The organism is Methylosarcina fibrata AML-C10 (assembly GCF_000372865.1).
Taxonomy (GTDB): domain Bacteria; phylum Pseudomonadota; class Gammaproteobacteria; order Methylococcales; family Methylomonadaceae; genus Methylosarcina; species Methylosarcina fibrata.
This window is the reverse complement of record NZ_KB889965.1, coordinates 4,445,230-4,468,459: the sequence shown is the minus strand read 5'-3', so window position 1 is coordinate 4,468,459 and position 23,230 is coordinate 4,445,230. Positions and strand designations below refer to the sequence as shown.

Genomic DNA, 23,230 nt, shown 5'->3' with positions numbered 1-23,230 from the left:
AGGCCTTATGCCAAAAGAATCAATGCCTCCGGCTGAACGCACGGACGGTCTCCAAAGATTGGCTTGTGGCTTGAAGGCAAGACTGGCATTACTTTAGGCTGAAATTCAGCCCGTGTCGGTGCGGTGACGAACATACGGCGCCTGGGTTATTTATTTTGTCGCGTCGGATGTGCCGGAAGCAGTTTTTTTCTTTTTCTTGACTGCCTGATTCTTCTTTGCGGATTTTGTTTGCGTTTTAGCGGTCTGTTTTTTCTTGCTCTTGCCGGCCGTGCTTTTTTTCTTTATCGGTTCGGTCGTCTCGATCTTGACTTCGCTGACCCCTTCTTCTTTCATACCGAGCTTTTTCGCGGCGGCTTTCGACAGATCGATAGCACGATCCTTTACATAAGGTCCTCGATCGGTGATTTCGACCTCGACCTTCTTCTTGTTTTCGAGATTGGTCACTTCGACGTCGGTTCCCAGCGGCAAAGTGGGATGGGCTGCGGTCATGTCGTGCTGATCGTAGATCTCGCCGCTGGCCGTCTTGCGCCCGTGAAATCCGGGTCCGTACCAGGAGGCCTCGCCGACTTCCTTGTAGGTCGCCTTGCTTTCTTTCTTGGTTTTGGCGGTTGTGTCCGGTTCTTTTTCAGAACATCCGAACAACGCCAGAGTCAAGACCAGCGCGGCTTGCCCGCAGCCGCGGCAAAATTTTACGGTTCCGGGAAAAGTGTTCATGATTTTTAAAATTCATTCTTTGAAAAAATTCATTTTTAAAATACATGAAATTCGAGACCGGCTCCGTTCGGTCTCGAACAAATGCGAAGCATCGGACCTTATTGTGCGTGCGCAGAGAAGCGGCTGAGATCGGGCGAAAAAGGAAAGAAGGTATTGAAGAAAACTGGAATATTTTCAGTTCTGTGTACGGAACCTGGGTAGGGGCGAATTTATTCGCCTACGATAAAGAGGGATCGGGCGAATAAATTCGCCCCTACCTTTGGAGGTCGTAAACACGAATCATTTTACCGGAAGGCTTCAAGATTTTATTTCCTGCTCCGCACCGGCCATCAAGCGCTGAATATTGCTTTTATGGCGCCAGAGCAGGATGATCGTCATGACGCCGGTGGCGGCGACGAGCACGGAATTGCCGATAATGAACCAGGCGTACAGCGGCGATAGAGCGGAGGCGACGAGCGCCGAAAGGGACGAGATCTTGCCGAGTTTGTAGACCAGCAGCCAGGTGGCGACGAACGCGAGGCCCAACAACCAGGAAAAGCCGAGCAGAACGCCGATCGAGGTCGCGACGCCCTTGCCTCCTTTGAATCCGAAAAAAACCGGGTAGAGATGGCCGAGGAAGGCCGCCAGCCCGGTGGCCGCCAGAAGTTCCGCCGGCGCTTGGAGCAACTGGGCGGCATAGACCGGAATCAGTCCCTTCAACAAATCGCCCAGCAAGGTAATGCCCGCGGCCTTCTTGCCGCCGATGCGCATCACGTTGGTCGCGCCCGGATTGCCCGAACCCTGCTCGCGCGGGTCGGGCAGGCCCATCATGCGGCAGATAATAATAGCGCTGGAAACCGAGCCTATCAGATAGGCCGCCGGAAAAAACACCCATTCAATCATTTTATACCTTTCATCATTCGAAACTTGTAAGCCGGACTCAATTGCCGGATACTTAGCCATTTAAAAACGCACATAATAACCGGAAATCACCATGGACATCATATTTTTAGGCGGTCTCGAAATCAAAACGATCATCGGCATCTACGACTGGGAACGGGAAACCAAGCAAACCGTGGTGCTCGATATTGAAATGGGCTTCGACATCGGCAAAGCCGCCGAAACTGACGATATTCAATATGCTCTCGACTATAAAAAGGTCTCGAAACGAATCATTTCCTTTGTCGAAGAAAGCCAGTTCTACCTGGTTGAAAAGTTGAGTTCCGAAATTGTCAAAATCATTCAAAACGAATTCAACGTTCCATGGGTCAAACTGACGTTGAACAAGAAAGGCGCCATCAGCGGCGCCAGCGACGTCGGCATCACGATGGAACGGGGGGAGCGAAAACCGTGACCAGAGGCTATATCAGCATCGGCAGCAATATCGACAAGGAAAAAAACATTCTGAGCGCCTTGCGCGCGCTGTCTTTATATTTTGGCGGTCTGATCGTATCGAGTACTTACGAATCCGAGCCGGTGGGTTTTTCCGGCGAAACCTTTCACAATCTCGTCGTCGGCTTCGACTCCGGGCTCGACGTCAAAACCATCGCCAAGGAATTGCGGCAAATCGAACTGGAACACGGCCGGACGCGCAATTGCAAGAAATTTTCCTCGCGGACGCTCGACCTCGACCTGATCCTGTACGGCGATCTGATCGTCAGCGACGGATACCTGCAGATACCGCGCGATGAAATCGAGCGCTATGCGTTCGTGCTGGAACCCTTGGCGGAAATCGCAGGCGACGAAAAACATCCCGTCACTGGGACCGATTATCGGGAAATGTGGGAAAAATTCGATAAATCCGATCTCAGGCAAAAACGCCTCAAGCCGGGCTGGTCGTCAATAGAATAACGTACGCCCGCCGTCGACCGTGATGATCTGTCCGGTCACGTACCCGGCATCCCGGATCAAAAACAGGACCGCTTTGGCGATGTCGTCCGGTTCGCCGCTCCTTTTCAAAGCCACCCGCTGCAAGATCTCCTGTTTGCCTTGTTCCGACAAATCGTGTTCCGGCCAAATGATCGCGCCGGGCGCCACGCCGTTGACCCTGACTTCCGGCCCCATTTCCTTGGCCAGCACCCGCGTCATCGCCACCAGTCCGGCCTTGGCGATACTGTAAACGGAATAATCGGGCAAGCCTCGCTCGGCATGAATGTCGGCGATATTGACGATACAGCCGTTCCTGGCCGTCAATGTTTCGTGCAAGGACTGCGCGAGAAAAAACGGCGCTTTCAGATTGCTGCCGAGCAACTCGTCCCATTGCGCCTCGGTGACTTCGCCGAAAGGCGTCGGATAAAACGCCGACGCGTTGTTGATCAAGACGTCGATGCCGCCCCGGCCTTTTTTCGCGGCTTCGGCCATTTCCGCCAACTGATTCAGGTCCAACAGCTCGGCCTGCAACAGGCTGGCCGAATCCGGACGCAGCCGGTTCAATTCGCCGCACAACGCCAATGCTTCCTGCTCCGACGACTTATAGTGCACAATGACGTGGCAGCCTTCCCGGTGCAATCGCCTTGCGCAAGCCGCGCCGATGCGCCTGGCCGCACCGGTGATCAATACGTTTTTTTCCATCGATTTTGCTCCGCCGTGAAAAATTTTTTCGATCACTTTGCCGAATGGCTCGTGTTCAGGGACACAAGAATGCCGCCTCTCCGGCATCAATTTCGGTCAGCCTGCGGACTTCGTGACATAAGGGCCATAATTGCCGGAGGATGGGGGCAGCCGACGCCGGGTCGGCGCTGGTCCAGAACCGCTCCGTTCCTTTTTGCTCCGGGGCAGCCAACAGGTCGTGCGCCTCGAGCCGCCGCCAAAGCTGGCGCGCGACCGCTTCGGACGAATCGATGACGGCGACGTCCGGCCCCGCCATTTCCTGGATCAAGGGCCGAAGAAAGGGATAGTGCGTGCAGCCGAGCACCAGCGTATCGGCGCCTTTGGCCAACAGAGGCGACAGATAGCGTTCGAGCAGGCGGCGCGTGCCGGGACCGGCCAGATCGCCCGTCTCGACCTGTTCCACCAGGCCGGGACAGGCCTGAGCCAATATCTCGACGCCGTTGCCGTAGCGCTCGAACAATTTGACGAAATTATGGCTGGCCAGCGTCCTTTGCGTGGCCAGCACTCCGACGACGCCGGACCGGGTCAAAGCCGCCGCCGGTTTGATCGCAGGCTCCATCGCCACGACCGGCAACAAGTGGCGTGCCCGTATTGTTGCAACCGCGGCGCCGGTCGCCGTGTTGCAGGCCACCACGATGGCCTTGGCATTCCGGCGCAACAGAAATTCGACAATCGCCATCGACCTGGCCTCGATGAATTCCTGCGGCTTGTTGCCGTACGGCGCAAAGGCCGAGTCGGCCACATACAGCAGGTGTTCCGACGGCAATTGCCGCCGGATCTCGCGCAGCACCGACAAACCGCCGACGCCGGAATCGAATACGCCAACAGGATGCGAGGCGTCCATTTTCCTAAATTCCCGCAGGTTCCGGATGACCGGTTCGCAAACGGCAAGCCATCAAAACGACTCCGGCAGGCCACCCCGGCTCACCGCCATTATTTCAAGTTCATGGTCCGGAATCTTCATAAGAAACAAAAGCCCGTCTCGCTTTGCCGCCGATTACAAGCCGAACAATTCGCGCATTTTTTGTCCCGGACTGTCGGCGCGCATGAACGCTTCGCCGACCAGAAAGGCATGGATGCCGTTGTCGGTCATCAGTTGCACGTCTGCCGGCGTATGGATGCCGCTTTCGGTGACGACCAGGCGGTCCTCGGGGATTTGCGCCTTCAGGTCCAGCGTGGTCTGCAATAAGGTTTCGAAAGTGCGCAGGTTACGGTTATTGATGCCGATCAGCGGGGTATCGAGCCGCAGCGCCCGGTGCAATTCTTTTTCGTCGTGCACTTCGACCAGAACGTCCATGCCCAGTTTGGCCGCCAATTCGGCCAGCTCGCGCATCCGGCCGTCGTCGAGAGCGGCGACGATCAACAGGATGCAATCGGCGCCGAGCGCGCGCGCTTCGTAGACCTGATAGGGATCGATCATGAAATCCTTTCTCAGAACCGGCAGCGGGCAGCGTTCCCGGACCATTTGCAGGTACACTTCGGAGCCCTGAAAAAATTCCTTGTCGGTCAGGACCGACAGGCAGGCGGCGCCGTTCATCGCATAATCCAGACCGATCGTGATCGGCTGAAAATCCTCCCGGATGACGCCCTGACTCGGCGACGCCTTTTTGATTTCGGCGATAATGGCAGGCTTTTGGGTCAGTACCTTGCTTTGCAGCGCCCGGTAGAACCCCCGGGGCTTCTCGACGGACTCGGCAAAACTTTCCAGATCGGCGACGGGCGTGCGCAATTTACGCCGGGCGACCTCTTCTTCTTTTTTATCGAGGATCTTTTTTAAAATATCGGGAGTATCGGTCATGGTTCTTTGTTATCTTAAAGTTTTCGAGTAATCGACCAGGGCGTCCAGCTTGGCGCGCGCGGCGCCGCCGGCGATGACCCGGTCCGCCTTGTCCATGCCTGCGGCCAGGGAATCGGTTAAATTTGCCGCATAAATGGCCGCCCCGGCGTTCAATACGACGATGTCCCGCGCCGGCCCCGGCCGGTTGTCCAGCACCGCTTTCATCATTAACAGACTCGTTTCGGCGTCGCGGATGGTCAGCTCGGCAAGGCTGGCCCGTTTCAACCCGAATTGTTCCGGCGTTACGGAATAAACCGATACCTTACCCTCCTTCAGCTCGGCGATGTGCGACGGAGCGGCGATACTGATTTCGTCCAGACCGTCTTCGGCGCTGACCACCAAAACATGCCGGCTGCCCAGCTTCTTCAACACTTCGGCCAGAGGCTTCACCCATTCCTTGGCAAATACGCCGATCAACTGGTTCGGCGCGCCGGCCGGGTTGGCCAGAGGCCCTAATAAATTGAACAAGGTCCGGATGCCCATTTCCCTTCGGGGTCCGATCGTATGTCTCATCGCGCCGTGATGTTTGGGCGCGAACAAAAAGCCGACGCCGATGTCGTTGACGCAGCGCGCCACCTGCTCGGCGGTCAATTCCAGATTGACGCCGGCGGCTTCCAGCACGTCGGCGCTGCCGCAGCAGCTCGACACCGAACGGTTGCCGTGCTTGGCGACCTGGCCGCCGGCCGCGGCCACGACAAAGGCGCAGGCCGTGGAAATATTGAAGGTATTGGCGCCGTCGCCGCCGGTGCCGCAGGTGTCGACGACGTGGTCGCCGACGACCGGCACTTTGCCGGCCAATTCCCTGATCACTTCCGCCGCGGAGACCATCTCGTCGACGGTCTCACCCTTGCAGCGCAGCGCGACCAAAAAACCGCCGATCTGGGCGTCGGTCGCGCCGCCGCTCATGATCTGGCGCATCACCGAATGCATTTCTTCGGCGGTCAGGTTTTGTTTGTCGAGCAGTTTTTGCAGGGCTTGTTGGATTTGCATGAATGGCTCGGTTTTAAATGGTTATTTTTAAGCCTTGTAGGGTATGTACCGCATACCATTTTCAGAATTATCCGACTCATCGAGGCCTCGAACAAGGTACGCGATGCGTACCCTACCAAATTATCGTCTTTCGAGAAAATTTCTCAAACTTGTAGAAGATGGTATTGATCGCACATGCCATTTTCAGAATTATCCGATTCATTGGGGCCTTGAACAAGGTACGCGAGGCGCGCCCTACTTTTCATCTTTCCAAGAAATTCCGGAGAAGATCGTGCCCGTGCTCGGTCAGGATCGATTCCGGATGGAACTGCACCCCTTCGATGTCGAGCGTTTTGTGCCGCACGCCCATGATTTCGTCGAAGCCGCCCTGTTCGTCCTGGGTCCAGGCGGTAATCTCGAGGCAGTCCGGCAGGGTAGCCCGCTCGATCACCAGCGAATGGTAGCGGGTAGCGGTAAAAGGATTCTCGAGCCCCTTGAAGACGCCGACGTTATGGTGGTAGACCTTCGAGGTCTTGCCGTGCATGATGCTTTTGGCGTGCACGATCTTGCCGCCGAAGGCATAGCCTATGCTCTGATGGCCGAGGCATACGCCGAGGATCGGATAACGCCCGGCCAGCTTGTGGATCGCTTCGACCGAGACGCCGGCTTCCTTGGGCGTGCAGGGGCCCGGCGAGATGACGATCTTGTCGGGCGAGAGGCTTTCGATTTCTGCCACGGTCACCTGATCGTTGCGCACGACGGTCACGTCGGCGCCGAGCTCGCCCAGGTATTGCACCAGGTTGTAGGTAAACGAATCGTAATTGTCGATCATGACCAATTTGATTGCGCTCATGCCTGCTCTCCTTCCAGTCCGGCTTCGGCCATGCTGACGGCACGGAAAATGGCCCTGCCCTTGTTCATCGTTTCATCCCATTCGTTGCGCGGAATCGAATCGTAGACGATGCCGGCGCCGGCCTGAATGTGCAGCATGTTGTTTTTGATCACCGCGGTCCGTATCGCAATCGCGGTGTCGAGATTGCCGGACCAGGCGATGTAGCCGATCGCTCCGGAATAGACGCCGCGCTTGACCGGTTCGAGTTCGTCGATGATTTCCATTGCCCGAATCTTCGGCGCGCCGCTGACGGTGCCCGCCGGAAACGTGGCCGCCAGCACGTCGAACGCGTTTTTTCCGGGTTTCAGGCGGCCGATGACGTTGGATACGATGTGCATGACGTGGGAATAGCGTTCGACGATCATTTTGTCGGTGAGCTGAACGCTGCCGATTTCGGCGACGCGCCCGGCGTCGTTGCGGCCGAGATCGATCAGCATCAGATGTTCCGCAATTTCCTTGGGATCGGCCAGGAGTTCCTTTTCCAGGGCGAGATCCTGCTCCTGCGTGGCGCCCCGGCGGCGGGTGCCGGCGATCGGCCGCACCGTGACGATGTTGTCCTCGAGCCGGACCAGAATTTCCGGAGACGAGCCGACGATATGGAAGTCGCCCAGATTCAGATAAAACATGTAAGGCGAAGGATTCAGGCAGCGCAGCGCGCGGTACAGATTGAGCGGCTCCGCCGTATACGGAATCGACAATCTCTGCGACAGCACCACCTGCATGATGTCGCCGTCGGTGATGTAGTCCTTGGCTTTGCGGACCGCATCCTCGAATCCTTGTTGGGTAAAGCCGGAGACGAAGTCGGATTCGTTCACTTTTTTCGGCGACGGATGCCTGGCCGGACGGGCCTGAACTTCCCTCAGCTTGCGGGCCAGCTCGCTCAGCCGGGCCTCCGCGCGCTCGAACGCCCGCTCTTCTTCGGGATTGGCGTGGGTCAACAGCAGCAGTTTGCCCGACAGATTATCGAAGACCAGCATCTCTTCGGAAACCATCAGGACAATGTCCGGATTGCCCAGAGGATCGGGTTTGCGGGAATTGCCGAGGCGCGGCTCGATGTAGCCGATCGTTTCGTAACCGAAATAGCCGACCAGGCCGCCGTTGAACCGGGGCAGATGAGCGATGTCCGGCACTTTGTAGCCTTCCTTGAACTGCTCGATCCACAGCAAGGGATTCTCGTGCGTGATCGTTTGTTCCTTCCTGCCGTTTTTTTCCAGACTGATTTGCTTGCCGGTAATCCTGATGACGGTTTGACACGGCAGACCGATGATCGAATAGCGTCCCCATTGTTCTCCGCCATGAACCGATTCGAATAAATAGGAATAAGCGCCGTCGGCCAGTTTCAGATAGGCGCTGAGCGGCGTATCCAGATCGGCCAGGACTTCGCGGATAATCGGAATACGGTTGAATCCCTCGCGGGCGTATTGATTGAATTGTTCTGGAGTCATTATCGGAGATGTCAAAAGGATCTGCACATTCGGGTTAACCGGAAAAACGGTCCGCCTGAAGGCGGGATTTACCCCGCCTTGGCCATTTCAGCCCGCATTTCGTCGATGATTTTTTTGTAATCCGGCTTGCCGAAAATGGCGGAACCGGCAACGAAGGTATCGGCGCCCGCGGCCTTGATTTCGCGGATGTTGTCGGTTTTGACGCCGCCGTCGATCTCCAGGCGAATATTGAGGCCGCTCTCGTCGATTCGTTTTCTGACTTCACGCAGTTTGGGCAAAGCCGACGGAATGAAGGATTGGCCGCCGAAACCGGGATTCACCGACATCAACAGAATCATGTCCAGTTTGTCCATGACGTAATCGAGATAGCTGAGAGGCGTGCCCGGATTGAATACCAGGCCGGCCTTGCAGCCGTTGTCCTTGATCAATTGCAGGGTACGGTCGATATGCACCGAGGCTTCCGGATGAAACGTAATATAGGTGGCTCCGGCCTTGGCGAAATCGGGAATGATGCGGTCCACCGGCTCAACCATCAAATGCACGTCGATCGGCGCGGTCACGCCGTGCTTGCGCAAAGCTTCGCAGACCAGGGGGCCGATGGTCAGATTGGGGACAAAATGATTGTCCATCACATCGAAATGCACTATGTCGGCGCCGGCGGCCAATACGTTGTCCACTTCCTCGCCCAGTTTGGCGAAATTGGCGGACAGAATGGAGGGAGCAATCCAGTTTTCGTTCATTTTCTTATCCTCGAGGTTAAAATTGCAAATTATAACTTTTTTTTTGCCCGTAATCTTCGTTATACAATATCCGGAATGTAATAATACCGGAAAATCTGCCGATGAAACTGATCACTTTCACTCATAACCGATTAACCCGCGTCGGCGCCGTCGTCGGCGAATTCGTCATTGACAGCGCCGGCAGCCCGGACATTCCGGCGGACATGATCGCTTTTCTGAACGGCGGGGCCCCGGCTCTGGCCGCGATGCAGCGGCAGATCGACGGCGGCGGGCACCGTCTTGCCCTGCGCGAAGTCAAGCTCGAAGCGCCGGTGCCGAGACCGGGCAAATTTCTGGCGATCAGTCTCAACTATGCCGATCACATTGCCGAAACCGGCAAGGACAAGCCCGACTATCCGAGTTTCTTTACCAAGCAAAGCACCTGCGTCATCGGCCCGGGCGAGGCCATTCAGCGGCCCAAAGTCTCCGACAAGCTCGATTACGAAGGCGAACTGGCTTTCGTCATCGGCCGGCGCTGCCGTCATGTTCCCGTCGAAAAGGCGCACGAGGTGATCGCCGGCTTCACCGTCGCCAACGACGTGTCGGTCAGGGACTGGCAGGCGCGATCGCCGACCCTAATGATCGGTAAATCGTTCGATACGGCGGGCCCGTTGGGTCCCTGGCTGGTCACGCCGGACGAAATCGGCGATCCTCACCGTCTGGCGATAAAAACCTGGGTCGACGGCGAATTGCGCCAGAATGCCGACACCGGCCAGATGATTTTCAATTGCTATGAAATGGTCGCCTATCTGTCGCAAGCGATGACGCTGGAGCCCGGGGATGTCATCAGCACCGGCACGCCGGCGGGGGTCGGCGTTAAAATGACGCCGCGGGGCTATCTGCGACCGGGCCAGACGGTCAGGGTCGAAATCGAAAAAATAGGCGCGCTCGTCAATCCGGTGATCCAGGAACCGGACGACTCTTAGAGAGCCTCGTAAAAGCTCCCTCTCCCCGCGGGAGAGGGTTCTGTATTGACTTTTACGACAGCCTCTCTTAAAGAAAGGCCGTTCATTGCCCGGCTTTGCCGTTTTTTACGACCGAAAATAACCCCAGTCTCTTCTGTAATCGTGTATCCGATTTTCTTCGCGGCAGCGGGAACGATACGGTGACTTTCAGGCCGCCGAACTGGGAGACGCCCAGGTGGATTTCTGCGCCGTGGCTCATGGCGATCCTCTGAACGATCGAAAAGCCGAGCCCGGTGCCTTGCACGGTATTGGCTGTTTCGGCACACCGGTGAAAGCGCTCCAGAGATTTTTCATATTGATCCGGAGCAATGCCGGGCCCCGAGTCTTCAACGCAAAGTTCAACCTTTTTCTCCTTCTCGGCCAGGGAAATCATGATCATGCCGTTCACCGGCGTGTATTTGATGGCATTGTCGATGATGTTCCGGATCAGGATGCTGATCAGTTGGCTGTTGGCGATGACCGGCGGCACTTTTTCTTCCTCGAATTCCATCTGAATCCGCTTCTTGTGCGCTTCCGGCTCGATGTCCGCGATGACCTGGACAACTTCCCGGCTGATCGAGATGGGTTCTTTCACCAGATATTCGGCGCCGGATTCAATCCGGGAAAAGGTCAGAAGTTGCTGCACCATATAGGTCATGCGGTTGACCGCCTGTTCGATCCGTTTCAGCGACTGCCTGCGCACGCTGTCGTCGTCGGTCCTCAAAGCCACCTGCACCTGGGTCAGCAGTCCGGCGAGCGGGGTTCGTAACTCATGCGAGGCGTCGGCGGTAAAGCGGCGCTCGTGTTCGAACGCTTCTTCCAGTTGCACGAACAGATTATTGATCTCTTTGACTACCGGCACGATTTCCTTGGGCAGTTTGGCGATTTTCAAGGGCTTCAGGTAGCTGGCCTCGCGTTTGGAAATCGCTTTTTCCAGACGGCTGATCGGCTTCATCGTGTGGCCGACGATCAGCCAGATAAAGATGCCCAGAATCGGCAGACCAATCAGAAACTGAGTGACCAGTTGCTGAGAAATTTCATCCGACAATTCGGTCCTGATCTCTTCTTTTTGCGCAACGTGAATGACGTAGTCGCCGCTGGTGTTGGAAATGCTGTAGATATGCCACAAATCGCCGTCCACCATCGCCTTGCTGAAGCCCCGGAGCGTCGACGAAAAAGAAAATTTGGGCGCGCTGTCGGAACGCAGCAGCAGTCCCCGCGCTTTCGACCACAATTGAAAAGCTATTTTTCTTTCGTATTTCTGCGGCAGCGTATGGGTTTGCATGAATTCTTCGAACACGTTCCATAGCTGACTGTCCTCTTCGGTCACTTTAAAGTCGTCTACCGAAAAATCCGGTTTTTTTTCAGGTTTCGGCGGCGACAGCACGTTATCTTCCGACCACAATTGAAAAGCCAGTTTCCGTTCGTATTTGCTGCCCAAAGGATAGGTGTAGCCCAGTTGACTGCTCTGGTTGCCCTTCCAGTAATCCGGCAACGAGCCGTCCCGGGACAGACTTTCGACGAAAGTCAGAAGCACCTTGGCCGATTGCGCCAGTTCCGCATCGAATAAATCGGAGACTTCATTCCGGGTGACCTTGTAACTGTAAAAGGCGGTCACCCCCCAAATCAGCATGGTGGCCGAAAGCAACGTCACCAATAGCAAATGTCTGAGCGAATAATTCATTAATCCTCTTCGGCATCGATGATGTAGCCCACGCCTCTGACGGTTCGGATAATGCCCGGGTCCAATTTTTTTCTCAGATAGTGGATGTGTACTTCGACGGTGTTGCTTTCAATGTCCGAATCCCACGAGTAAAGACTCTCTTCGAGCCGGGCTCTCGATACCACTTTGCCGATATTGCTCATCAGAAAACTTAATATCTCGAATTCCTTTTGCGACAGGTCGACCTTTTCGCCGCGCAGGGTGACTTGATGCGAGGCCGGGTCCAGGACGATGTCCCGGTATTCGATCGTCGGAGTGCCCCGCCCTTCGTTTCTTCTCGCCAGGGCTCTCAACCGGGCGCACACTTCGTTGAGGTCGAACGGTTTGATTACAAAATCGTCGGCGCCGCTGTCCAGTCCGGTCACCCGGTCCTGAATCGTATCCTTGGCGGTCAATACCAGCACCGGCGTTTCATTCTTGCGGTTTCTCAGCTCTCGCAGAATATCCAGCCCATCCCGGTCGGGCAGGTTCAAATCCAGTACGATCAGTTCGTAAACATTGGTCTTTAGCGCCTCCTCGGCAAGTTTTCCATTCGTCAACCAGTCGACGGCATATCCTTCCATCTTAAGACCGGCTACCAGTCCATCTCCAAGGATTTCATCATCTTCAACCAGTAATAATCGCATGTCATTTCTTTCTCAAAATAAAATAAGGCGAATGCAGTTTTCTAAACTAACGCCCGTGCAAGCCACGGAACTGCCCGCATCGCTTGAATGAACCGCCGAAAGCAACGGCAATCAGCCGTGATTTCTCAAGCCGGCGGACCACCGATCGATCTCCGGAGCGGCGGTTTCTACCCAGAGGTTAATGATAAGTCAAGAGACGCCCTCTTTGAATCGAATGCTCGAAAATTCGCACCTGCCTCTTGCCCTGAAACGCTCATGGCCGTTTCAGGGCTTGGGCGGCACGTAGCCGGCCGGCATGTCGTTATTTCCTTCAAACAGGAATTTGGCTCTTTCTTCGGCTAAAAAGGTTCTTGCTTTCGGGTCGAAACTGGCCAGCCGGTATTCGTTAATCAGCATGGTTTGTTTGGCCAGCCATTGCTGCCATGCCTTTTTCGAGATCTTTTCATAGATTTCCTGCCCCTGGGGCCCCGGAAAAGGCGGTTCGTCGAAGCCTTCCGCTTCTATTCCCAATTTTACGCAATGAATCATTCTTGCCATAACGAGTCTCCCCTTAGAGTTTCAGTTGAATTGGATTGCCTGTTGCAACAATAGTTTAACCGGGGCGGCCAGCCCCAGACCCTCGATCTGTTCCGCTTTATGCCATACGCTGCGATCCGCTTCCCCGACCGTATCGTCGAGCAAAGCGTCCGTCCGGACGACCAGAGGCTGATAATCGAGATGATAATGGGAAAAAGTATGGCGCCTCTTCGGCATGAGTTGCCGGCAGACCATGCCGATTTTTTTCTCGGAACACCAATTTAACGCCGAATCGACGCTGTCGAACTCGGGCAGGCTCCATAAACCGCCCCAGATTCCGGCAGGGGGCCTTTTTTCAAGCAGAATCCGATTTTCGCCATTGCTCAAAATCAAAAAGACGCTCTCTTTTACCGGTTTGACCTTCCGGGGTTTCGCCTCCGGATAAGCGGAAATCCGCTGGGCGAGACGGGCGGCACAATCGCTTGCCAAAGGGCAAGCCGCGCAATTCGGACGATTCCGGGTGCAGACGGTCGCCCCAAGATCCATCATGGCTTGCGTGTAATCGGCCACCCGGTCCACAGGCGTGTAATGTGAACTCAGGGCCCAAAGTTGTTTGTCCACGGCCGCCTGGCCGGGCCATCCTGCTACGCCTTCGAATCGGCACAATACTCTTTTGACGTTTCCGTCCAGTATGGGGTGGCTTTTATGGAATGCAAGGCTCAGGATGGCGCCTGCGGTCGACCGGCCGATTCCGGGCAGTTGCAGCAGTTCCTCCAGGGTATCCGGAAAACTCGGCATTCGGGCAATCCGCTGCGCCGCTTTATGGAGGTTTCGGGCTCTGCTGTAATAGCCCAGTCCCGACCAAAGCAGCAACACGTCGTCGACCGAAGCCTCGCCCAGGGCTTCGACGTCGGGAAAGCGTTCCGTAAAAGCCTGAAAATACGGTATGACGGTGGCGACCTGCGTCTGTTGCAGCATTGTTTCGGAAATCCACACCCGGTAAGGCGTCTTATTCTGCTGCCAGGGCAAATCCTTTCTGCCGCATCGGTCAAACCAGGCAAGAATGTGCTGCTGAAAAACCGTCGGACTTAAATTCGGAATGGAAGAAGACATGGTTAAGGCTGGAAATGACTTTCGACGACCCGGTTACAGGGAGGGAAGCAATCTATGTGTTTTGGTCAATGTCAGAAAATTTTCTTTAGTAAATCGCCGGCGCCGGGCCCCAGTTTTTTATCGAGTTTATCCAATAACTTGTCTACTTTTTCCTTGTTTTTGTCCAGCAGTTTTTCGAGCTTCGCCTTGTTTTTTTCGGTCAACAGGGCCGAAACGTCGAGGCTATAGACGGGCTTGCCGAAGGTGCCTCCGATGTGGATGACCACGGGGGTGCTGTGAAACTGCTCGGCATCGGCCGGAGCCGCCCGGTTTTTTTTCAGCCGGGTTACGAGTTGATAATCCAGCCCGTCGGTGTTCAGATTGGCGCTCCCCTTGCCGTCCATCCGGAATCGCGAAGAGTCGGCCACCAGGTCATCGTTTTGTATCAAGCCCTGGCTGAGCTTTGCCGTACCGCTGATCTCCGAAAACACGGTCTGCTCGTTCCCGCCGGGCGCGAGCACGGCCGATTCTTTATTCAATGCCTTGACATCGTCGATGATCTTTTGCAGGTTGAATCCCTTGACGGCGGCATCCCGGAATTGAAAATCCATTTTCCCGTTCAGGCTGGATTTGAGTTCTTTTGCCGTACGCCCCTGCCCTTGCAGTTGGCTCGAAAGTTTCATGATGCCGGTCATGGAGGACTTGCCTTTCAAATCCTTCAACAAAGGCTCGATCCGGACACGGTCCATGTTTTCATGAAGCGACAAGAGCGGCGCGCCATCGTCATCATGCAGCGACAGGCTGAGGCTGCCGTCGTAGGCACCCTGATAAAACCGCCCGATCGCTTGCGTCGACGTTATTTCACCCTGTTTTCCGGTTATCCGAAGGCGGACGTCCTGAAGCGTTAAATCATTGATTTTCAGTTGACTCAGCGACAAATTACCGTCGATATCCAATTCTTTCAGGGTTTCGGCCGGCAATTTGGACAAAGCGGCCGCCAGCGCGATGCCCGGCGTGGTCATCGGCTTCTCTTTTTTCAATTGAGGCGGCAGGTAACGATCCGCATCGAGCGTGTCCAGTTGCAGATCAAAATCGGTTTCAGGCCGGGCAAAATTCCGGAAGCTCGCGAAGCCTTTCACCTGGGTGTCGTCCACCCGGCCTGCGATTTTTTCGAGCGTTATTCCCTCCGCAGTCGCCAGCAAATTGAGCTGGAGCTCTACCGCGGTCAATGCCTTGGCATTCTGCATGGCCGGCAAGGCAAGACCCGCCTGCAGCAAGTATTCGGCCAGATTGAAACGGGGAATCGCTACCGATCCCCGGACGGCAGGGTGGTCGATCATCGTTTCACCGCTCAGTTCGGCGCCGACGTGAAGTTCGCCGGAATCCAGCATGACTCCCGTCATTTTCATCGATTGGCCTACCCTATCGTAGGTCATGTCGGCGGCCTTAAGGCTCGCGGCCAACGAGCGGGCCGTGGCCGTCTTGTCTTCCCGCAAATAGTTCAGCTCGAAACCCGTTAAATTAAATGAATCAAAATACCGGTTTACTGTTAGTTCGGAGGCGATCCGAAACGAATGCAGCGGTTGAGCGCCCGCCCTGGTCATCCGGAAAGAAGCGTTGATTATCGACGGCTGCTCGAATGCCACATTTTCGGCTTTCAACTCAAGGTCCCTCACCTCAATGCGCTTGCCGCTTTGCCGGTTGTCCCAGTCGAGCGAAGCCTGCGTCAGACGGACGTCATTGACGGCAAAATCGGTTCGGGCGTCGGCGTTCTTTTCCGGCGCTTGCCGAGCCTCGTCAAGGTCCACGTTTTTTCCCGCTTCGGCCTGATTCAGGGCCATTAAATCGGCCCAATTGACGAGGCCCTGATTGTTTTTTATCAGGTTCAGATGAAGCCCTTGCAAAGCGATCCGGCTCACCTGAACTTGTCTTCTAAGAAGAGGCAACCATTTGACTATAATTTCGCTTTTTTCAACGGTAGCAAAGGGCCGATCGGGAAAGTCCCGAGTATTGTTCAGAACGATTCGGCCGGTGCTGATCCCCAGCCTGGGAAAGACCGACCAATCGATTTCCCCCGGCAACTGCAGCTCGCGTCCTGTTTTTTCTTTGACCAGCGCGATGATTTGAGGTTTATAGGCGTTGGGATCGATGAAGAACGATAAAACGGCTGCGGCCGTCAGCCCCGACAAAAGCAGCCCGATCGCCAATGCCGCCAGGATTTTTAATGGTTTTTCGACAAACGCCATGCTGAATACGTCACTGACAAAATAGATTGGAGCGGTGGTTGAATTGCTTAAGAAAATCCTGTGACCCGCCCAAAGCCCCGGAAATCCGAAGATTCTGTCCACCTTTGCAGGAATAACTATGTATTGTTGCCTGATAATCGAATATGATACTCGACCCGAGGTTTGCCGGCCGGTTTAATTCTAACCGGAGCGGGGAGTAAATAAAATAATTGTCTAAATACAAAGGGGTATAACAAATGTTATTAATCGGTAGACTTGCAGGAGTCGCTGTCCTGGTCTGGTTTTATATAACGGCGAAGAATAAGGGCGAGCCTCCTTTAAAGTGGGCTCTGCTGGGCTTTATCGGTTACTGGCTTGCCTGGGGGCTGGTTTATCTGACCCTCGTAAAGAGTCTGGTCGGAATGATCCAGGGCAATTTTATGATGGCGTTTCTTGTCTATCAATTACCGGTCGCCATCGCCACCGCCGCCTGCTTTTTTATCAGAAGAAAATTGATTGCGGACGCCGCCGGCGGAAAAAGTTAGGCTGTGTATCAAGGATAAAAAGGATAAGGCGCAGAGAGGTAAAACCATGCGCCTTATCGGCTTTAATCGACCTTACAGCTTTTCCGCATTCTTGCCCAGATATTCGGCCACTCCGGCAGGGCTTGCATTCATTCCGGCATCGCCTTTGTTCCAGCCAGCAGGGCATACTTCGCCGTGCTCTTCATGGAATTGCAGAGCATCGACCATACGCAGCAATTCATCCATATTCCGGCCCAAAGGCAGATCGTTAACCACCTGATGACGAACGATGCCGTTGCGGTCAATCAAAAAAGTACCTCGATAAGCCACCTTTGGCTCTTCCGCTTCCACGTCGTAATCCCGGCAAATGGTATGCCCCATGTCCGCCGCCATCGTATAACGCACCGGACCGATACCGCCTTTGTTGACCGGCGTATTACGCCAGGCATTATGGGTGAAATGGGAATCGATCGATACGGCGATGACTTCCACGTTCCGGCTCTTGAAATCATCGATGCGATGATCCAGAGCAATCAACTCGCTTGGACAAACGAAAGTGAAATCCAGCGGATAGAAAAACAATACGGCATATTTTCCGTTTGTGGCTTGCGAGAAAGTGAAGGAATCCACAATTTGTCCATCGCCCAACACAGCAGGAACTGTAAAATCAGGGGCTTGTTTGCCAACTAGTACGCTCATCGATTTTCTCCGAATTATTAACTTAAGTTTTTATACGATTAACTGACCACCGTCAGAGTGGACTAACCGCATTTTACACTAATTCAGTAGGAATTGTTTCTTGTCTTTATTTCCCATGGGCAGAAATCACCTGTCCCGGAAGCTGAGAAAGCCGCAAAAGATGCCAGCTTTTACTGACAAAATTTCTTATGTTCAATTTCCGCCCGCGTCCTTCGAATGCCGTAAGTGCCTTTAAATAAGAACTTTTTAGACTAACGATATAACTAACGGCCATTTCTTTCGACTCTAGTAAATTTTTTCTTGCCTTTTTACATACTTTGGTCATAATTTGTAATCATAGGATTACAAATTATGATTTCAATGTAATTTCCTTGAGACTTGATGGTCTTAAGCAACACAACCTTGCAGTTATTTCAAGTTTTCTACGTTATTGTAGGGTGGACACTCCATGGCAAAAAACAAACATATCACAGAACCGGACGTTTTTGGATATCAAGTCCGTATCGTCAGGCGCGGTAAAGAAAGCAGCCGATATTTTTCGCATAAATTGTGGGGCAATAAAAATAAATCCCTGCAGGCCGCCATTGCGTGGCGGGATCAGATGCTGGTCGTTTTAAAAGGCAGCAAAACCCGTTTTCTCAAGCCGCCGAAAAATAAAACGACGACCGGGGTCACCGGCGTATCCAAAACTATCAAATACGATCACCGGAAAGACAAAAGCTACTTGTGCTATACGGTTTTTTGGGTCAGCAACAAGAAATCGAAAAACAAGACTTTCCAGGTCGGAAACATTGAAAAAATCACCGCCGACGATGAATTGCACGCATTCCGGACGGCCCGCCTGTTCAGAAGTTGCTATGAATTTTCGATAGACAATGATTTGACTTTTGATGAAAGCAAGTTTGCCGGCTGGAAAAAGAAGCGGTTATACGAAGATAAAAATCTGAACGCCGTATCCATCTGATGGCTTGACTCGCCAATACGGTTTTCCCGCCGATTGACCGGTCTTTGCCGCAAAGCGCCCGTTAGACTGTTGCCGGCCTCGTCAACGTGAGGCAGAGGCACTGCGTCCGACAGGCGCATCAGGGCGTTGTTTTTCCGGTTTCGTTACTTGCAGGTTACCGTCACAGCCGCCGCAAGTTGATGTCGTCGGGACACAGTTTCCTGACCAGCCGCGCTTTTACATCCCTCACGACCCCGGTCCATTGTCCCGACACGGCCGCGACCGGAAGGCCGACATATCGGCCGATAACCGATATTTTTCTGTTGCAGGCACTCATGGGGCTATCCGGTAATAATCCTTGTACCATAGCACGAAATTCCGAATCCCTTCCTCCAGCAAGGTCGCCGGAGCGTAATCCAGATCTTCCACCAGATCACCGACATCCGCATAGGTATCGGGAACGTCCCCATCCTGTAACGGAAGCATATTTTTTATGGCTTTTTTACCCAGGCATTGCTCCAGAGTTTCAATAAAAGTTAGCAAATGAACGGGACGGTGGCAGCCTATGTTATAGACTCGATAAGGAGCCCTGCTGGTGCCCGGATCGGGGTAATCGCCCGACCAGTTTGAATTTCCTTCTGCCGGTTTGCCGACGACCCGGATGATTCCTTCCACGATGTCGTCGATATAAGTAAAGTCCCGCCGGTGATTGCCGTAATTAAACACGTCGATGGGTTTTCCGGCGAGAATATTCCGGGTAAACTGGAACAAGGACATGTCCGGCCGTCCCCAGGGTCCGTAAACCGTAAAAAAACGCAATCCCGTGGTCGGCAGTTTGTAAAGATGACTGTAGCTGTGAGCCATCAGTTCATTGGCTTTTTTACTGGCCGCATACAGCGATACCGGATGATCCACATTATCGTGAACCGAGAACGGCATTTTGGTATTGGCCCCATAAACGGAACTGGATGACGCGTAAACCAAATGTTCAACCTTATTATGCCTGCATCCTTCCAGTATGTTGATGAAACCGACGATATTGGATTCCATGTAAGCGTGCGGATTGATCAAAGAATATCGGACTCCGGCTTGAGCCGCCAGATGGATCACCCGTTGGAACTGCTCCTGAACAAAAAACTGCTCGATGGACGACCTGTCGGCAATGTCCATCCGGATAAATTTAAATCGCTCATGTTGCCGAAGACGATTCAGCCTGGCCAGTTTCAAATTCACGTCGTAATAGTCGTTCAGGTTGTCTATACCGACAACCTCGTCTCCCCGCTCCAACAACTTGAGGCCAAGCTGGCAGCCTATAAAACCGGCCGCGCCGGTGACCAATATTTTCATCAAGCTCTCCCATAATTTCCGAACATCGGTTTATTACTTGAAAAGTATAATTTGCCCATGCTCTGTCACAAGAATTGAACTAAATACTTATCTTTATTTCTAATTTTTGCGCTACCCGGACTATTTTCTTTCTTTATCATCTTTCCAAATATCGATCCAGCCAAATTAATGGCAGAAAAACCACGGTTGTTTTTTCTTTAAAAAAATAGATTACTCATTTTCTTAACGATTATAATATATTCATAAACAGCTACTTGACTAACTCGTTACCCACAAGAGAATCATGGTATGAAGTGCAGGGCAAAACTCATTACCGGCATAATTTGTCTATTACTGACCGCCTGCTCCACGCAGCAGGTACAGCGGTCTTCCGTTAGCGAACCCCAATCCACGGAAGCGGAATCTTCTCCGGAAGACTCCTCGCCGAGAGCGGGAGTTTATCCTCCTGCTAAGATAGTCAAAGACAACAAATCTTTGAGTCTGGTAAGAATAATGGACGGAGGAATCTGTAAAAACAATTTTCAAGGCGTCAAAGGAGAGTTTCTGGTTTATGCCGATGTAAAAGACATCGAACGCATCAAACGAGAGAAAACTCCCGCGATATTCAAGGACTTCGAAGACAAGATTCAGGCTTTTTCAACCCGTGTGCTGCAGGAAGCCATCGAAGCAACCAATCTTGAAGAAGATCCATTTTCGTTAGGGGAAGACGAGGCTCAGCAAAAACTGGCCACGCAGTTGGTCAGGAATTTCCGAATTGCCGCCACTCCCGAGGTAAAAGCGTTTCAAAAAGAGACGACCTTGACGATTGACGTCGCGCCTTTTTCTCCTTCCTTTGTGTTTTATCAGAGAGGCTGCGATATGAGCAGCATTAATCCCGAGAGCTGAAGGTATTGAATCTTAGAAGGCGGAGAGGATAATCGCTCCTCCAATAAAACGACAAAAGGCTTACACGTTCATGTAAGCCTTTTGTAATATCGACTTGAGAAAAAGGGTTTACAGCGAATTGACCGCGTTCAATTCCTGGAAGGCCTGTTCCAATCGAGTCACCATCCCTACTTCTCCCGCGCGTTGCCAGACGCGAGGATCGTAGTATTTCTTATTGGGCTTGTCGTCGCCTTCGGGGTTGCCGATTTGGCCTTGCAGATAAGCTTCGTTCTTCTTGTAATAATCCATCACCGCAGCCCAGGTGGCCCATTGGGTATCGGTATCGATGTTCATTTTGACGACGCCGTAGCTGATCGACTCGGCGATTTCTTCAGGAGTGGATCCCGAGCCACCGTGGAATACGAAATTCAGGCTATTGTGCGCCACGCCGAATTTTTCGGAAACGTATTTTTGCGAATTATCCAGAATCTTCGGAGTTAATTTAACGTTGCCGGGTTTGTAAACGCCGTGCACGTTTCCGAATGAGGCTGCGATGGTAAAACGATGGCTGATCTTGCTCAAATGCTCGTAAGCGTACGCAACATCTTCCGGCTGGGTATACAGCATCGAATGATCCAGACCGGTATTGTCGACGCCGTCTTCTTCGCCGCCGGTGACACCCAGTTCAATTTCCAGGGTCATATCCATTTTCGACATGCGCCTCAGATATTCTCCGCAAATTTCAATGTTTTCTTTCAGACTTTCTTCCGAAAGATCCAGCATATGCGAGCTGAACAAAGGCTTGCCGGTTTCGGCAAATCTTTTTTCGCCGGCTTCCAGCAGTCCGTCTATCCACGGCAACAATTTCTTTGCTGCGTGATCGGTATGAACTATAACGGGCACGCCATAATGTTCCGCCATCATGTGCACATGCTGTGCACCGGAAATCGCGCCCAGAATCGCAGTTTTTTGTCCTTCCAGCTTCAAGCCTTTGCCGGCAACGAACTGAGCGCCACCATTGGAAAACTGAATGATGACTGCCGACTTGACCTTGGCCGCGGCCTCCAAAACAGCGTTGATCGAGTCTGTATTGATGACGTTGACCGCCGGCAAGGCAAATTTATTTTCCTTGCAAATAGCGAAAATCTTCTGTACGTCTTCGCCGGTTACGACGCCCGGCTTAACTGCATCTAAAATTTTTTTTGACATATCGGGATTCTGATCATTAATAGTTAGAGAGCTTGATAAAAAGCTCACGCCAGAGAGGAACCGAGATCGAAATTATAAAAGCCTTCCGACGCCGATCGATCGGATCAACGTCAAGAAGGCCGAATTATAATTCTTAGGCTTCCGCTGTTTCAGGACGGTTTTCCAAAACGGCCAGGCGTTTGGCAAGAACTTCTTCCAACGAAACCAACGCTTTTTCAAAGCCTACGATGCCTTCCGACAACTTATCGGTCGCCATGCGGTTTTCTTCATGCATGCGGTCGAAAGTAGCACGGTCCATCTTGATTTTTTCGATTTGAGCGGACGCGGCTTTGACTGGATCCAGCTTGCGCGGCAGTTCGCCTTCGGTTGACTGAAGTTCCGCCAGCAAGGAAGGCGCAATGGTCAGCAAGTCGCAGCCGGCCAGTTCGGTAATTTCTCCGATGTTGCGGAAGCTGGCTCCCATAACTTCGGTTTTGTAACCAAATTTTTTGTAATAGTTGTAAACGGACGTTACCGATACGACGCCCGGATCTTCAGCCGGAGCATAAGAGTCGCGGCCGGTATCTTTCTTGTACCAATCCAGGATACGTCCCACGAATGGCGAAATCAAAGTAATGCCGTTTTCGGCGCAGGCGATGGCCTGATGCAAGCCGAACAACAAGGTCAGGTTGCAGTGGATGCCTTCCTTCTCAAGCACGGCCGCTGCCTGAATGCCTTCCCAAGTGGAAGCGATTTTGATCAAGACGCGCTCTTTCGAAATGCCGGCGGCTTCGTATTGAGCGATGATTTCACGGCCTTTTGCAATGGTGGCTTCCGTATCGTAGGAAAGACGCGCATCGACTTCGGTCGATACACGGCCGGGGATGATTTCCAAAATTTTCAAGCCAAAAGAGACGGCCAGACGGTCGAATGCAAGATTTGCCACCAAAGCCGGCGCTGCCGCTCTGCCCAGCGTATCTCTCGCACCTTTCAAGGTGTCGTCGACAATTCCTTGATACTGGGGCATTTGCGCTGCTGCGGTAATCAAGGAAGGATTGGTCGTCGCATCCCGTGGTTTGAACGTTTCAATTGCCTGGATATCTCCGGTATCAGCCACAACAACGGTCATTTCCCGGAGTTGTTCGAGTAAATTCTTAGCCATAATTTAGTACCTTTAAATTTATTATAAAAAAACAACTAACTGTGGGATGTTACCATATACTGTTGTAATAGTGAATGATCGAATAAAATGGGCCGCCACACAATAAAATCCTCTAACGAGGAACCATCCCCACTCCGTCAGTGCTAAACTGA

The 23,230-nt window shown here is 53.2% G+C and carries 25 protein-coding genes; 6 read left to right on the top strand and 19 right to left on the bottom strand.

Going from position 1 to position 23,230, the window contains the following annotated elements; genetic code table 11:
• Positions 1–150: 150 nt before the first annotated feature.
• Complete coding sequence (locus tag A3OW_RS25585) at positions 151–714, bottom strand: septal ring lytic transglycosylase RlpA family protein (RefSeq protein ID WP_020565448.1); 564 nt, start codon at positions 712–714, stop codon at positions 151–153.
• A 297-nt stretch (positions 715–1,011) separates the two neighbouring features.
• Positions 1,012–1,596 (bottom strand): glycerol-3-phosphate 1-O-acyltransferase PlsY, encoded by a 585-nt coding sequence (plsY, locus tag A3OW_RS0121100; protein ID WP_020565446.1) that lies wholly within the window; start codon positions 1,594–1,596, stop codon positions 1,012–1,014.
• 91 nt (positions 1,597–1,687) lie between these two features.
• On the opposite strand from plsY, the gene folB reads away from it, so the two are divergent.
• Together folB and folK are read left to right on the top strand one after the other, a co-directional pair.
• Positions 1,688–2,047, top strand: coding sequence for a dihydroneopterin aldolase (gene folB, locus A3OW_RS0121095; RefSeq protein ID WP_020565445.1), 360 nt, complete (start codon positions 1,688–1,690; stop codon positions 2,045–2,047).
• A complete protein-coding gene (folK, locus tag A3OW_RS0121090; RefSeq protein ID WP_020565444.1) occupies positions 2,044–2,544 on the top strand; it encodes a 2-amino-4-hydroxy-6-hydroxymethyldihydropteridine diphosphokinase in 501 nt (166 codons plus the stop codon). The genes folB and folK overlap by 4 nt, the downstream gene beginning before the upstream one ends.
• Here folK and A3OW_RS0121085 read toward each other — a convergent pair.
• From A3OW_RS0121085 to rpe, 7 genes are all read right to left on the bottom strand, one after another.
• Positions 2,533–3,264 carry a pteridine reductase gene (locus A3OW_RS0121085; RefSeq protein WP_026223801.1) on the bottom strand — a complete coding sequence of 244 codons (732 nt, stop codon included), beginning with the start codon at positions 3,262–3,264 and terminating at the stop codon, positions 2,533–2,535. The two genes, folK and A3OW_RS0121085, sit on opposite strands and share 12 nt — an antisense overlap.
• 55 nt (positions 3,265–3,319) lie before the next feature.
• Positions 3,320–4,147, bottom strand: a complete 828-nt coding sequence (gene murI / locus A3OW_RS0121080; protein WP_020565442.1) for a glutamate racemase — start codon at positions 4,145–4,147, stop codon at positions 3,320–3,322.
• Positions 4,148–4,300: 153 nt separating this feature from the next.
• On the bottom strand, positions 4,301–5,101 hold the full coding sequence (trpC, locus tag A3OW_RS0121075) for an indole-3-glycerol phosphate synthase TrpC (RefSeq protein WP_020565441.1): 801 nt from the start codon (positions 5,099–5,101) through the stop codon (positions 4,301–4,303).
• Positions 5,102–5,110: 9 nt separating this feature from the next.
• On the bottom strand, positions 5,111–6,130 hold the full coding sequence (gene trpD, locus A3OW_RS0121070; protein ID WP_020565440.1) for an anthranilate phosphoribosyltransferase: 1,020 nt from the start codon (positions 6,128–6,130) through the stop codon (positions 5,111–5,113).
• Positions 6,131–6,371: 241 nt separating this feature from the next.
• Positions 6,372–6,962, bottom strand: coding sequence for an anthranilate synthase component II (locus A3OW_RS0121065; protein WP_020565439.1), 591 nt, complete (start codon positions 6,960–6,962; stop codon positions 6,372–6,374).
• The gene (gene trpE / locus A3OW_RS0121060; protein ID WP_020565438.1) at positions 6,959–8,446 is read right to left on the bottom strand and encodes an anthranilate synthase component I; all 1,488 of its coding nucleotides are present in this window, start codon (positions 8,444–8,446) and stop codon (positions 6,959–6,961) included. The genes A3OW_RS0121065 and trpE overlap by 4 nt, the downstream gene beginning before the upstream one ends.
• Before the next feature lie 68 nt (positions 8,447–8,514).
• Positions 8,515–9,186 (bottom strand): ribulose-phosphate 3-epimerase, encoded by a 672-nt coding sequence (gene rpe, locus A3OW_RS0121055; RefSeq protein WP_020565437.1) that lies wholly within the window; start codon positions 9,184–9,186, stop codon positions 8,515–8,517.
• Between the two features lie 101 nt (positions 9,187–9,287).
• Between rpe and A3OW_RS0121045 the strand changes: the two genes are divergently transcribed.
• On the top strand, positions 9,288–10,151 hold the full coding sequence (locus A3OW_RS0121045; RefSeq protein WP_020565435.1) for a fumarylacetoacetate hydrolase family protein: 864 nt from the start codon (positions 9,288–9,290) through the stop codon (positions 10,149–10,151).
• Positions 10,152–10,233: 82 nt separating this feature from the next.
• Here A3OW_RS0121045 and A3OW_RS0121040 read toward each other — a convergent pair whose 3' ends face one another.
• The 5 genes from A3OW_RS0121040 to A3OW_RS0121020 all read right to left on the bottom strand — a co-directional run bounded on the left by A3OW_RS0121040 (position 10,234) and on the right by A3OW_RS0121020 (position 16,372).
• A complete protein-coding gene (locus A3OW_RS0121040; protein ID WP_020565434.1) occupies positions 10,234–11,853 on the bottom strand; it encodes an ATP-binding protein in 1,620 nt (539 codons plus the stop codon).
• Positions 11,853–12,518, bottom strand: coding sequence for a response regulator (locus tag A3OW_RS0121035; RefSeq protein WP_026223800.1), 666 nt, complete (start codon positions 12,516–12,518; stop codon positions 11,853–11,855). The genes A3OW_RS0121040 and A3OW_RS0121035 overlap by 1 nt, the downstream gene beginning before the upstream one ends.
• 264 nt (positions 12,519–12,782) lie before the next feature.
• The gene (locus tag A3OW_RS0121030) at positions 12,783–13,055 is read right to left on the bottom strand and encodes an oxidative damage protection protein (RefSeq protein WP_026223799.1); all 273 of its coding nucleotides are present in this window, start codon (positions 13,053–13,055) and stop codon (positions 12,783–12,785) included.
• Positions 13,056–13,076: 21 nt separating this feature from the next.
• A complete protein-coding gene (mutY, locus tag A3OW_RS0121025) occupies positions 13,077–14,147 on the bottom strand; it encodes an A/G-specific adenine glycosylase (protein WP_020565431.1) in 1,071 nt (356 codons plus the stop codon).
• 71 nt (positions 14,148–14,218) lie between these two features.
• Positions 14,219–16,372: an AsmA family protein gene (locus A3OW_RS0121020; RefSeq protein WP_026223798.1), complete on the bottom strand. Its 2,154-nt coding sequence runs from the start codon at positions 16,370–16,372 to the stop codon at positions 14,219–14,221.
• A 236-nt stretch (positions 16,373–16,608) separates the two neighbouring features.
• On the opposite strand from A3OW_RS0121020, the gene A3OW_RS0121015 reads away from it, so the two are divergent.
• The gene (locus A3OW_RS0121015; RefSeq protein ID WP_020565429.1) at positions 16,609–16,896 is read left to right on the top strand and encodes a hypothetical protein; all 288 of its coding nucleotides are present in this window, start codon (positions 16,609–16,611) and stop codon (positions 16,894–16,896) included.
• A 72-nt stretch (positions 16,897–16,968) separates the two neighbouring features.
• Here the strand turns inward: A3OW_RS0121015 and A3OW_RS0121010 are convergent, their stop codons facing one another.
• Positions 16,969–17,574 carry a peroxiredoxin gene (locus A3OW_RS0121010; RefSeq protein WP_026223797.1) on the bottom strand — a complete coding sequence of 202 codons (606 nt, stop codon included), beginning with the start codon at positions 17,572–17,574 and terminating at the stop codon, positions 16,969–16,971.
• Between the two features lie 448 nt (positions 17,575–18,022).
• On the opposite strand from A3OW_RS0121010, the gene A3OW_RS0121005 reads away from it, so the two are divergent.
• The gene (locus A3OW_RS0121005; RefSeq protein WP_020565427.1) at positions 18,023–18,538 is read left to right on the top strand and encodes a hypothetical protein; all 516 of its coding nucleotides are present in this window, start codon (positions 18,023–18,025) and stop codon (positions 18,536–18,538) included.
• A 160-nt stretch (positions 18,539–18,698) separates the two neighbouring features.
• Here the strand turns inward: A3OW_RS0121005 and A3OW_RS28040 are convergent, their stop codons facing one another.
• Positions 18,699–18,854: a hypothetical protein gene (locus A3OW_RS28040; protein ID WP_020565426.1), complete on the bottom strand. Its 156-nt coding sequence runs from the start codon at positions 18,852–18,854 to the stop codon at positions 18,699–18,701.
• Positions 18,851–19,864, bottom strand: coding sequence for an NAD-dependent epimerase (locus A3OW_RS0120995; protein ID WP_020565425.1), 1,014 nt, complete (start codon positions 19,862–19,864; stop codon positions 18,851–18,853). Before A3OW_RS0120995 ends, A3OW_RS28040 begins: the two co-directional genes overlap by 4 nt.
• A 288-nt stretch (positions 19,865–20,152) precedes the next feature.
• Between A3OW_RS0120995 and A3OW_RS0120990 the strand changes: the two genes are divergently transcribed.
• Positions 20,153–20,749, top strand: coding sequence for a hypothetical protein (locus A3OW_RS0120990; RefSeq protein ID WP_026223796.1), 597 nt, complete (start codon positions 20,153–20,155; stop codon positions 20,747–20,749).
• 108 nt (positions 20,750–20,857) lie between these two features.
• Here A3OW_RS0120990 and fbaA read toward each other — a convergent pair whose 3' ends face one another.
• Both fbaA and A3OW_RS0120980 read right to left on the bottom strand, forming a co-directional pair.
• Entirely contained in the window at positions 20,858–21,937 is a 1,080-nt protein-coding gene (gene fbaA, locus A3OW_RS0120985; RefSeq protein ID WP_020565423.1) for a class II fructose-bisphosphate aldolase, read from the bottom strand.
• A 133-nt stretch (positions 21,938–22,070) separates the two neighbouring features.
• Positions 22,071–23,078, bottom strand: a complete 1,008-nt coding sequence (locus A3OW_RS0120980) for a transaldolase (protein ID WP_020565422.1) — start codon at positions 23,076–23,078, stop codon at positions 22,071–22,073.
• Positions 23,079–23,230: the final 152 nt, after the last annotated feature.

What these genes read in the sequence shown, in the direction of transcription:
- A3OW_RS0121065 (WP_020565439.1), bottom strand. Translation starts at nt 6,962, where the DNA reads ATGAGCGCAATCAAATTGGTCATGATCGACAATTACGATTCGTTTACC.
- rpe (WP_020565437.1), bottom strand. Translation starts at nt 9,186, where the DNA reads ATGAACGAAAACTGGATTGCTCCCTCCATTCTGTCCGCCAATTTCGCC.
- A3OW_RS0121040 (WP_020565434.1), bottom strand. Translation starts at nt 11,853, where the DNA reads ATGAATTATTCGCTCAGACATTTGCTATTGGTGACGTTGCTTTCGGCC.
- A3OW_RS0121015 (WP_020565429.1), top strand. Translation starts at nt 16,609, where the DNA reads ATGTTATTAATCGGTAGACTTGCAGGAGTCGCTGTCCTGGTCTGGTTT.
- trpE (WP_020565438.1), bottom strand. Translation starts at nt 8,446, where the DNA reads ATGACTCCAGAACAATTCAATCAATACGCCCGCGAGGGATTCAACCGT.
- A3OW_RS0120990 (WP_026223796.1), top strand. Translation starts at nt 20,153, where the DNA reads ATGAAGTGCAGGGCAAAACTCATTACCGGCATAATTTGTCTATTACTG.
- trpC (WP_020565441.1), bottom strand. Translation starts at nt 5,101, where the DNA reads ATGACCGATACTCCCGATATTTTAAAAAAGATCCTCGATAAAAAAGAA.
- A3OW_RS0121020 (WP_026223798.1), bottom strand. Translation starts at nt 16,372, where the DNA reads ATGGCGTTTGTCGAAAAACCATTAAAAATCCTGGCGGCATTGGCGATC.
- A3OW_RS0120995 (WP_020565425.1), bottom strand. Translation starts at nt 19,864, where the DNA reads ATGAAAATATTGGTCACCGGCGCGGCCGGTTTTATAGGCTGCCAGCTT.
- fbaA (WP_020565423.1), bottom strand. Translation starts at nt 21,937, where the DNA reads ATGTCAAAAAAAATTTTAGATGCAGTTAAGCCGGGCGTCGTAACCGGC.
- A3OW_RS25585 (WP_020565448.1), bottom strand. Translation starts at nt 714, where the DNA reads ATGAACACTTTTCCCGGAACCGTAAAATTTTGCCGCGGCTGCGGGCAA.
- A3OW_RS0121010 (WP_026223797.1), bottom strand. Translation starts at nt 17,574, where the DNA reads ATGAGCGTACTAGTTGGCAAACAAGCCCCTGATTTTACAGTTCCTGCT.
- folB (WP_020565445.1), top strand. Translation starts at nt 1,688, where the DNA reads ATGGACATCATATTTTTAGGCGGTCTCGAAATCAAAACGATCATCGGC.
- A3OW_RS0121030 (WP_026223799.1), bottom strand. Translation starts at nt 13,055, where the DNA reads ATGGCAAGAATGATTCATTGCGTAAAATTGGGAATAGAAGCGGAAGGC.
- A3OW_RS0121005 (WP_020565427.1), top strand. Translation starts at nt 18,023, where the DNA reads ATGGCAAAAAACAAACATATCACAGAACCGGACGTTTTTGGATATCAA.
- A3OW_RS0121045 (WP_020565435.1), top strand. Translation starts at nt 9,288, where the DNA reads ATGAAACTGATCACTTTCACTCATAACCGATTAACCCGCGTCGGCGCC.
- murI (WP_020565442.1), bottom strand. Translation starts at nt 4,147, where the DNA reads ATGGACGCCTCGCATCCTGTTGGCGTATTCGATTCCGGCGTCGGCGGT.
- A3OW_RS0120980 (WP_020565422.1), bottom strand. Translation starts at nt 23,078, where the DNA reads ATGGCTAAGAATTTACTCGAACAACTCCGGGAAATGACCGTTGTTGTG.
- A3OW_RS0121035 (WP_026223800.1), bottom strand. Translation starts at nt 12,518, where the DNA reads ATGCGATTATTACTGGTTGAAGATGATGAAATCCTTGGAGATGGACTG.
- trpD (WP_020565440.1), bottom strand. Translation starts at nt 6,130, where the DNA reads ATGCAAATCCAACAAGCCCTGCAAAAACTGCTCGACAAACAAAACCTG.
- plsY (WP_020565446.1), bottom strand. Translation starts at nt 1,596, where the DNA reads ATGATTGAATGGGTGTTTTTTCCGGCGGCCTATCTGATAGGCTCGGTT.
- A3OW_RS0121085 (WP_026223801.1), bottom strand. Translation starts at nt 3,264, where the DNA reads ATGGAAAAAAACGTATTGATCACCGGTGCGGCCAGGCGCATCGGCGCG.
- A3OW_RS28040 (WP_020565426.1), bottom strand. Translation starts at nt 18,854, where the DNA reads ATGAGTGCCTGCAACAGAAAAATATCGGTTATCGGCCGATATGTCGGC.
- mutY (WP_020565431.1), bottom strand. Translation starts at nt 14,147, where the DNA reads ATGTCTTCTTCCATTCCGAATTTAAGTCCGACGGTTTTTCAGCAGCAC.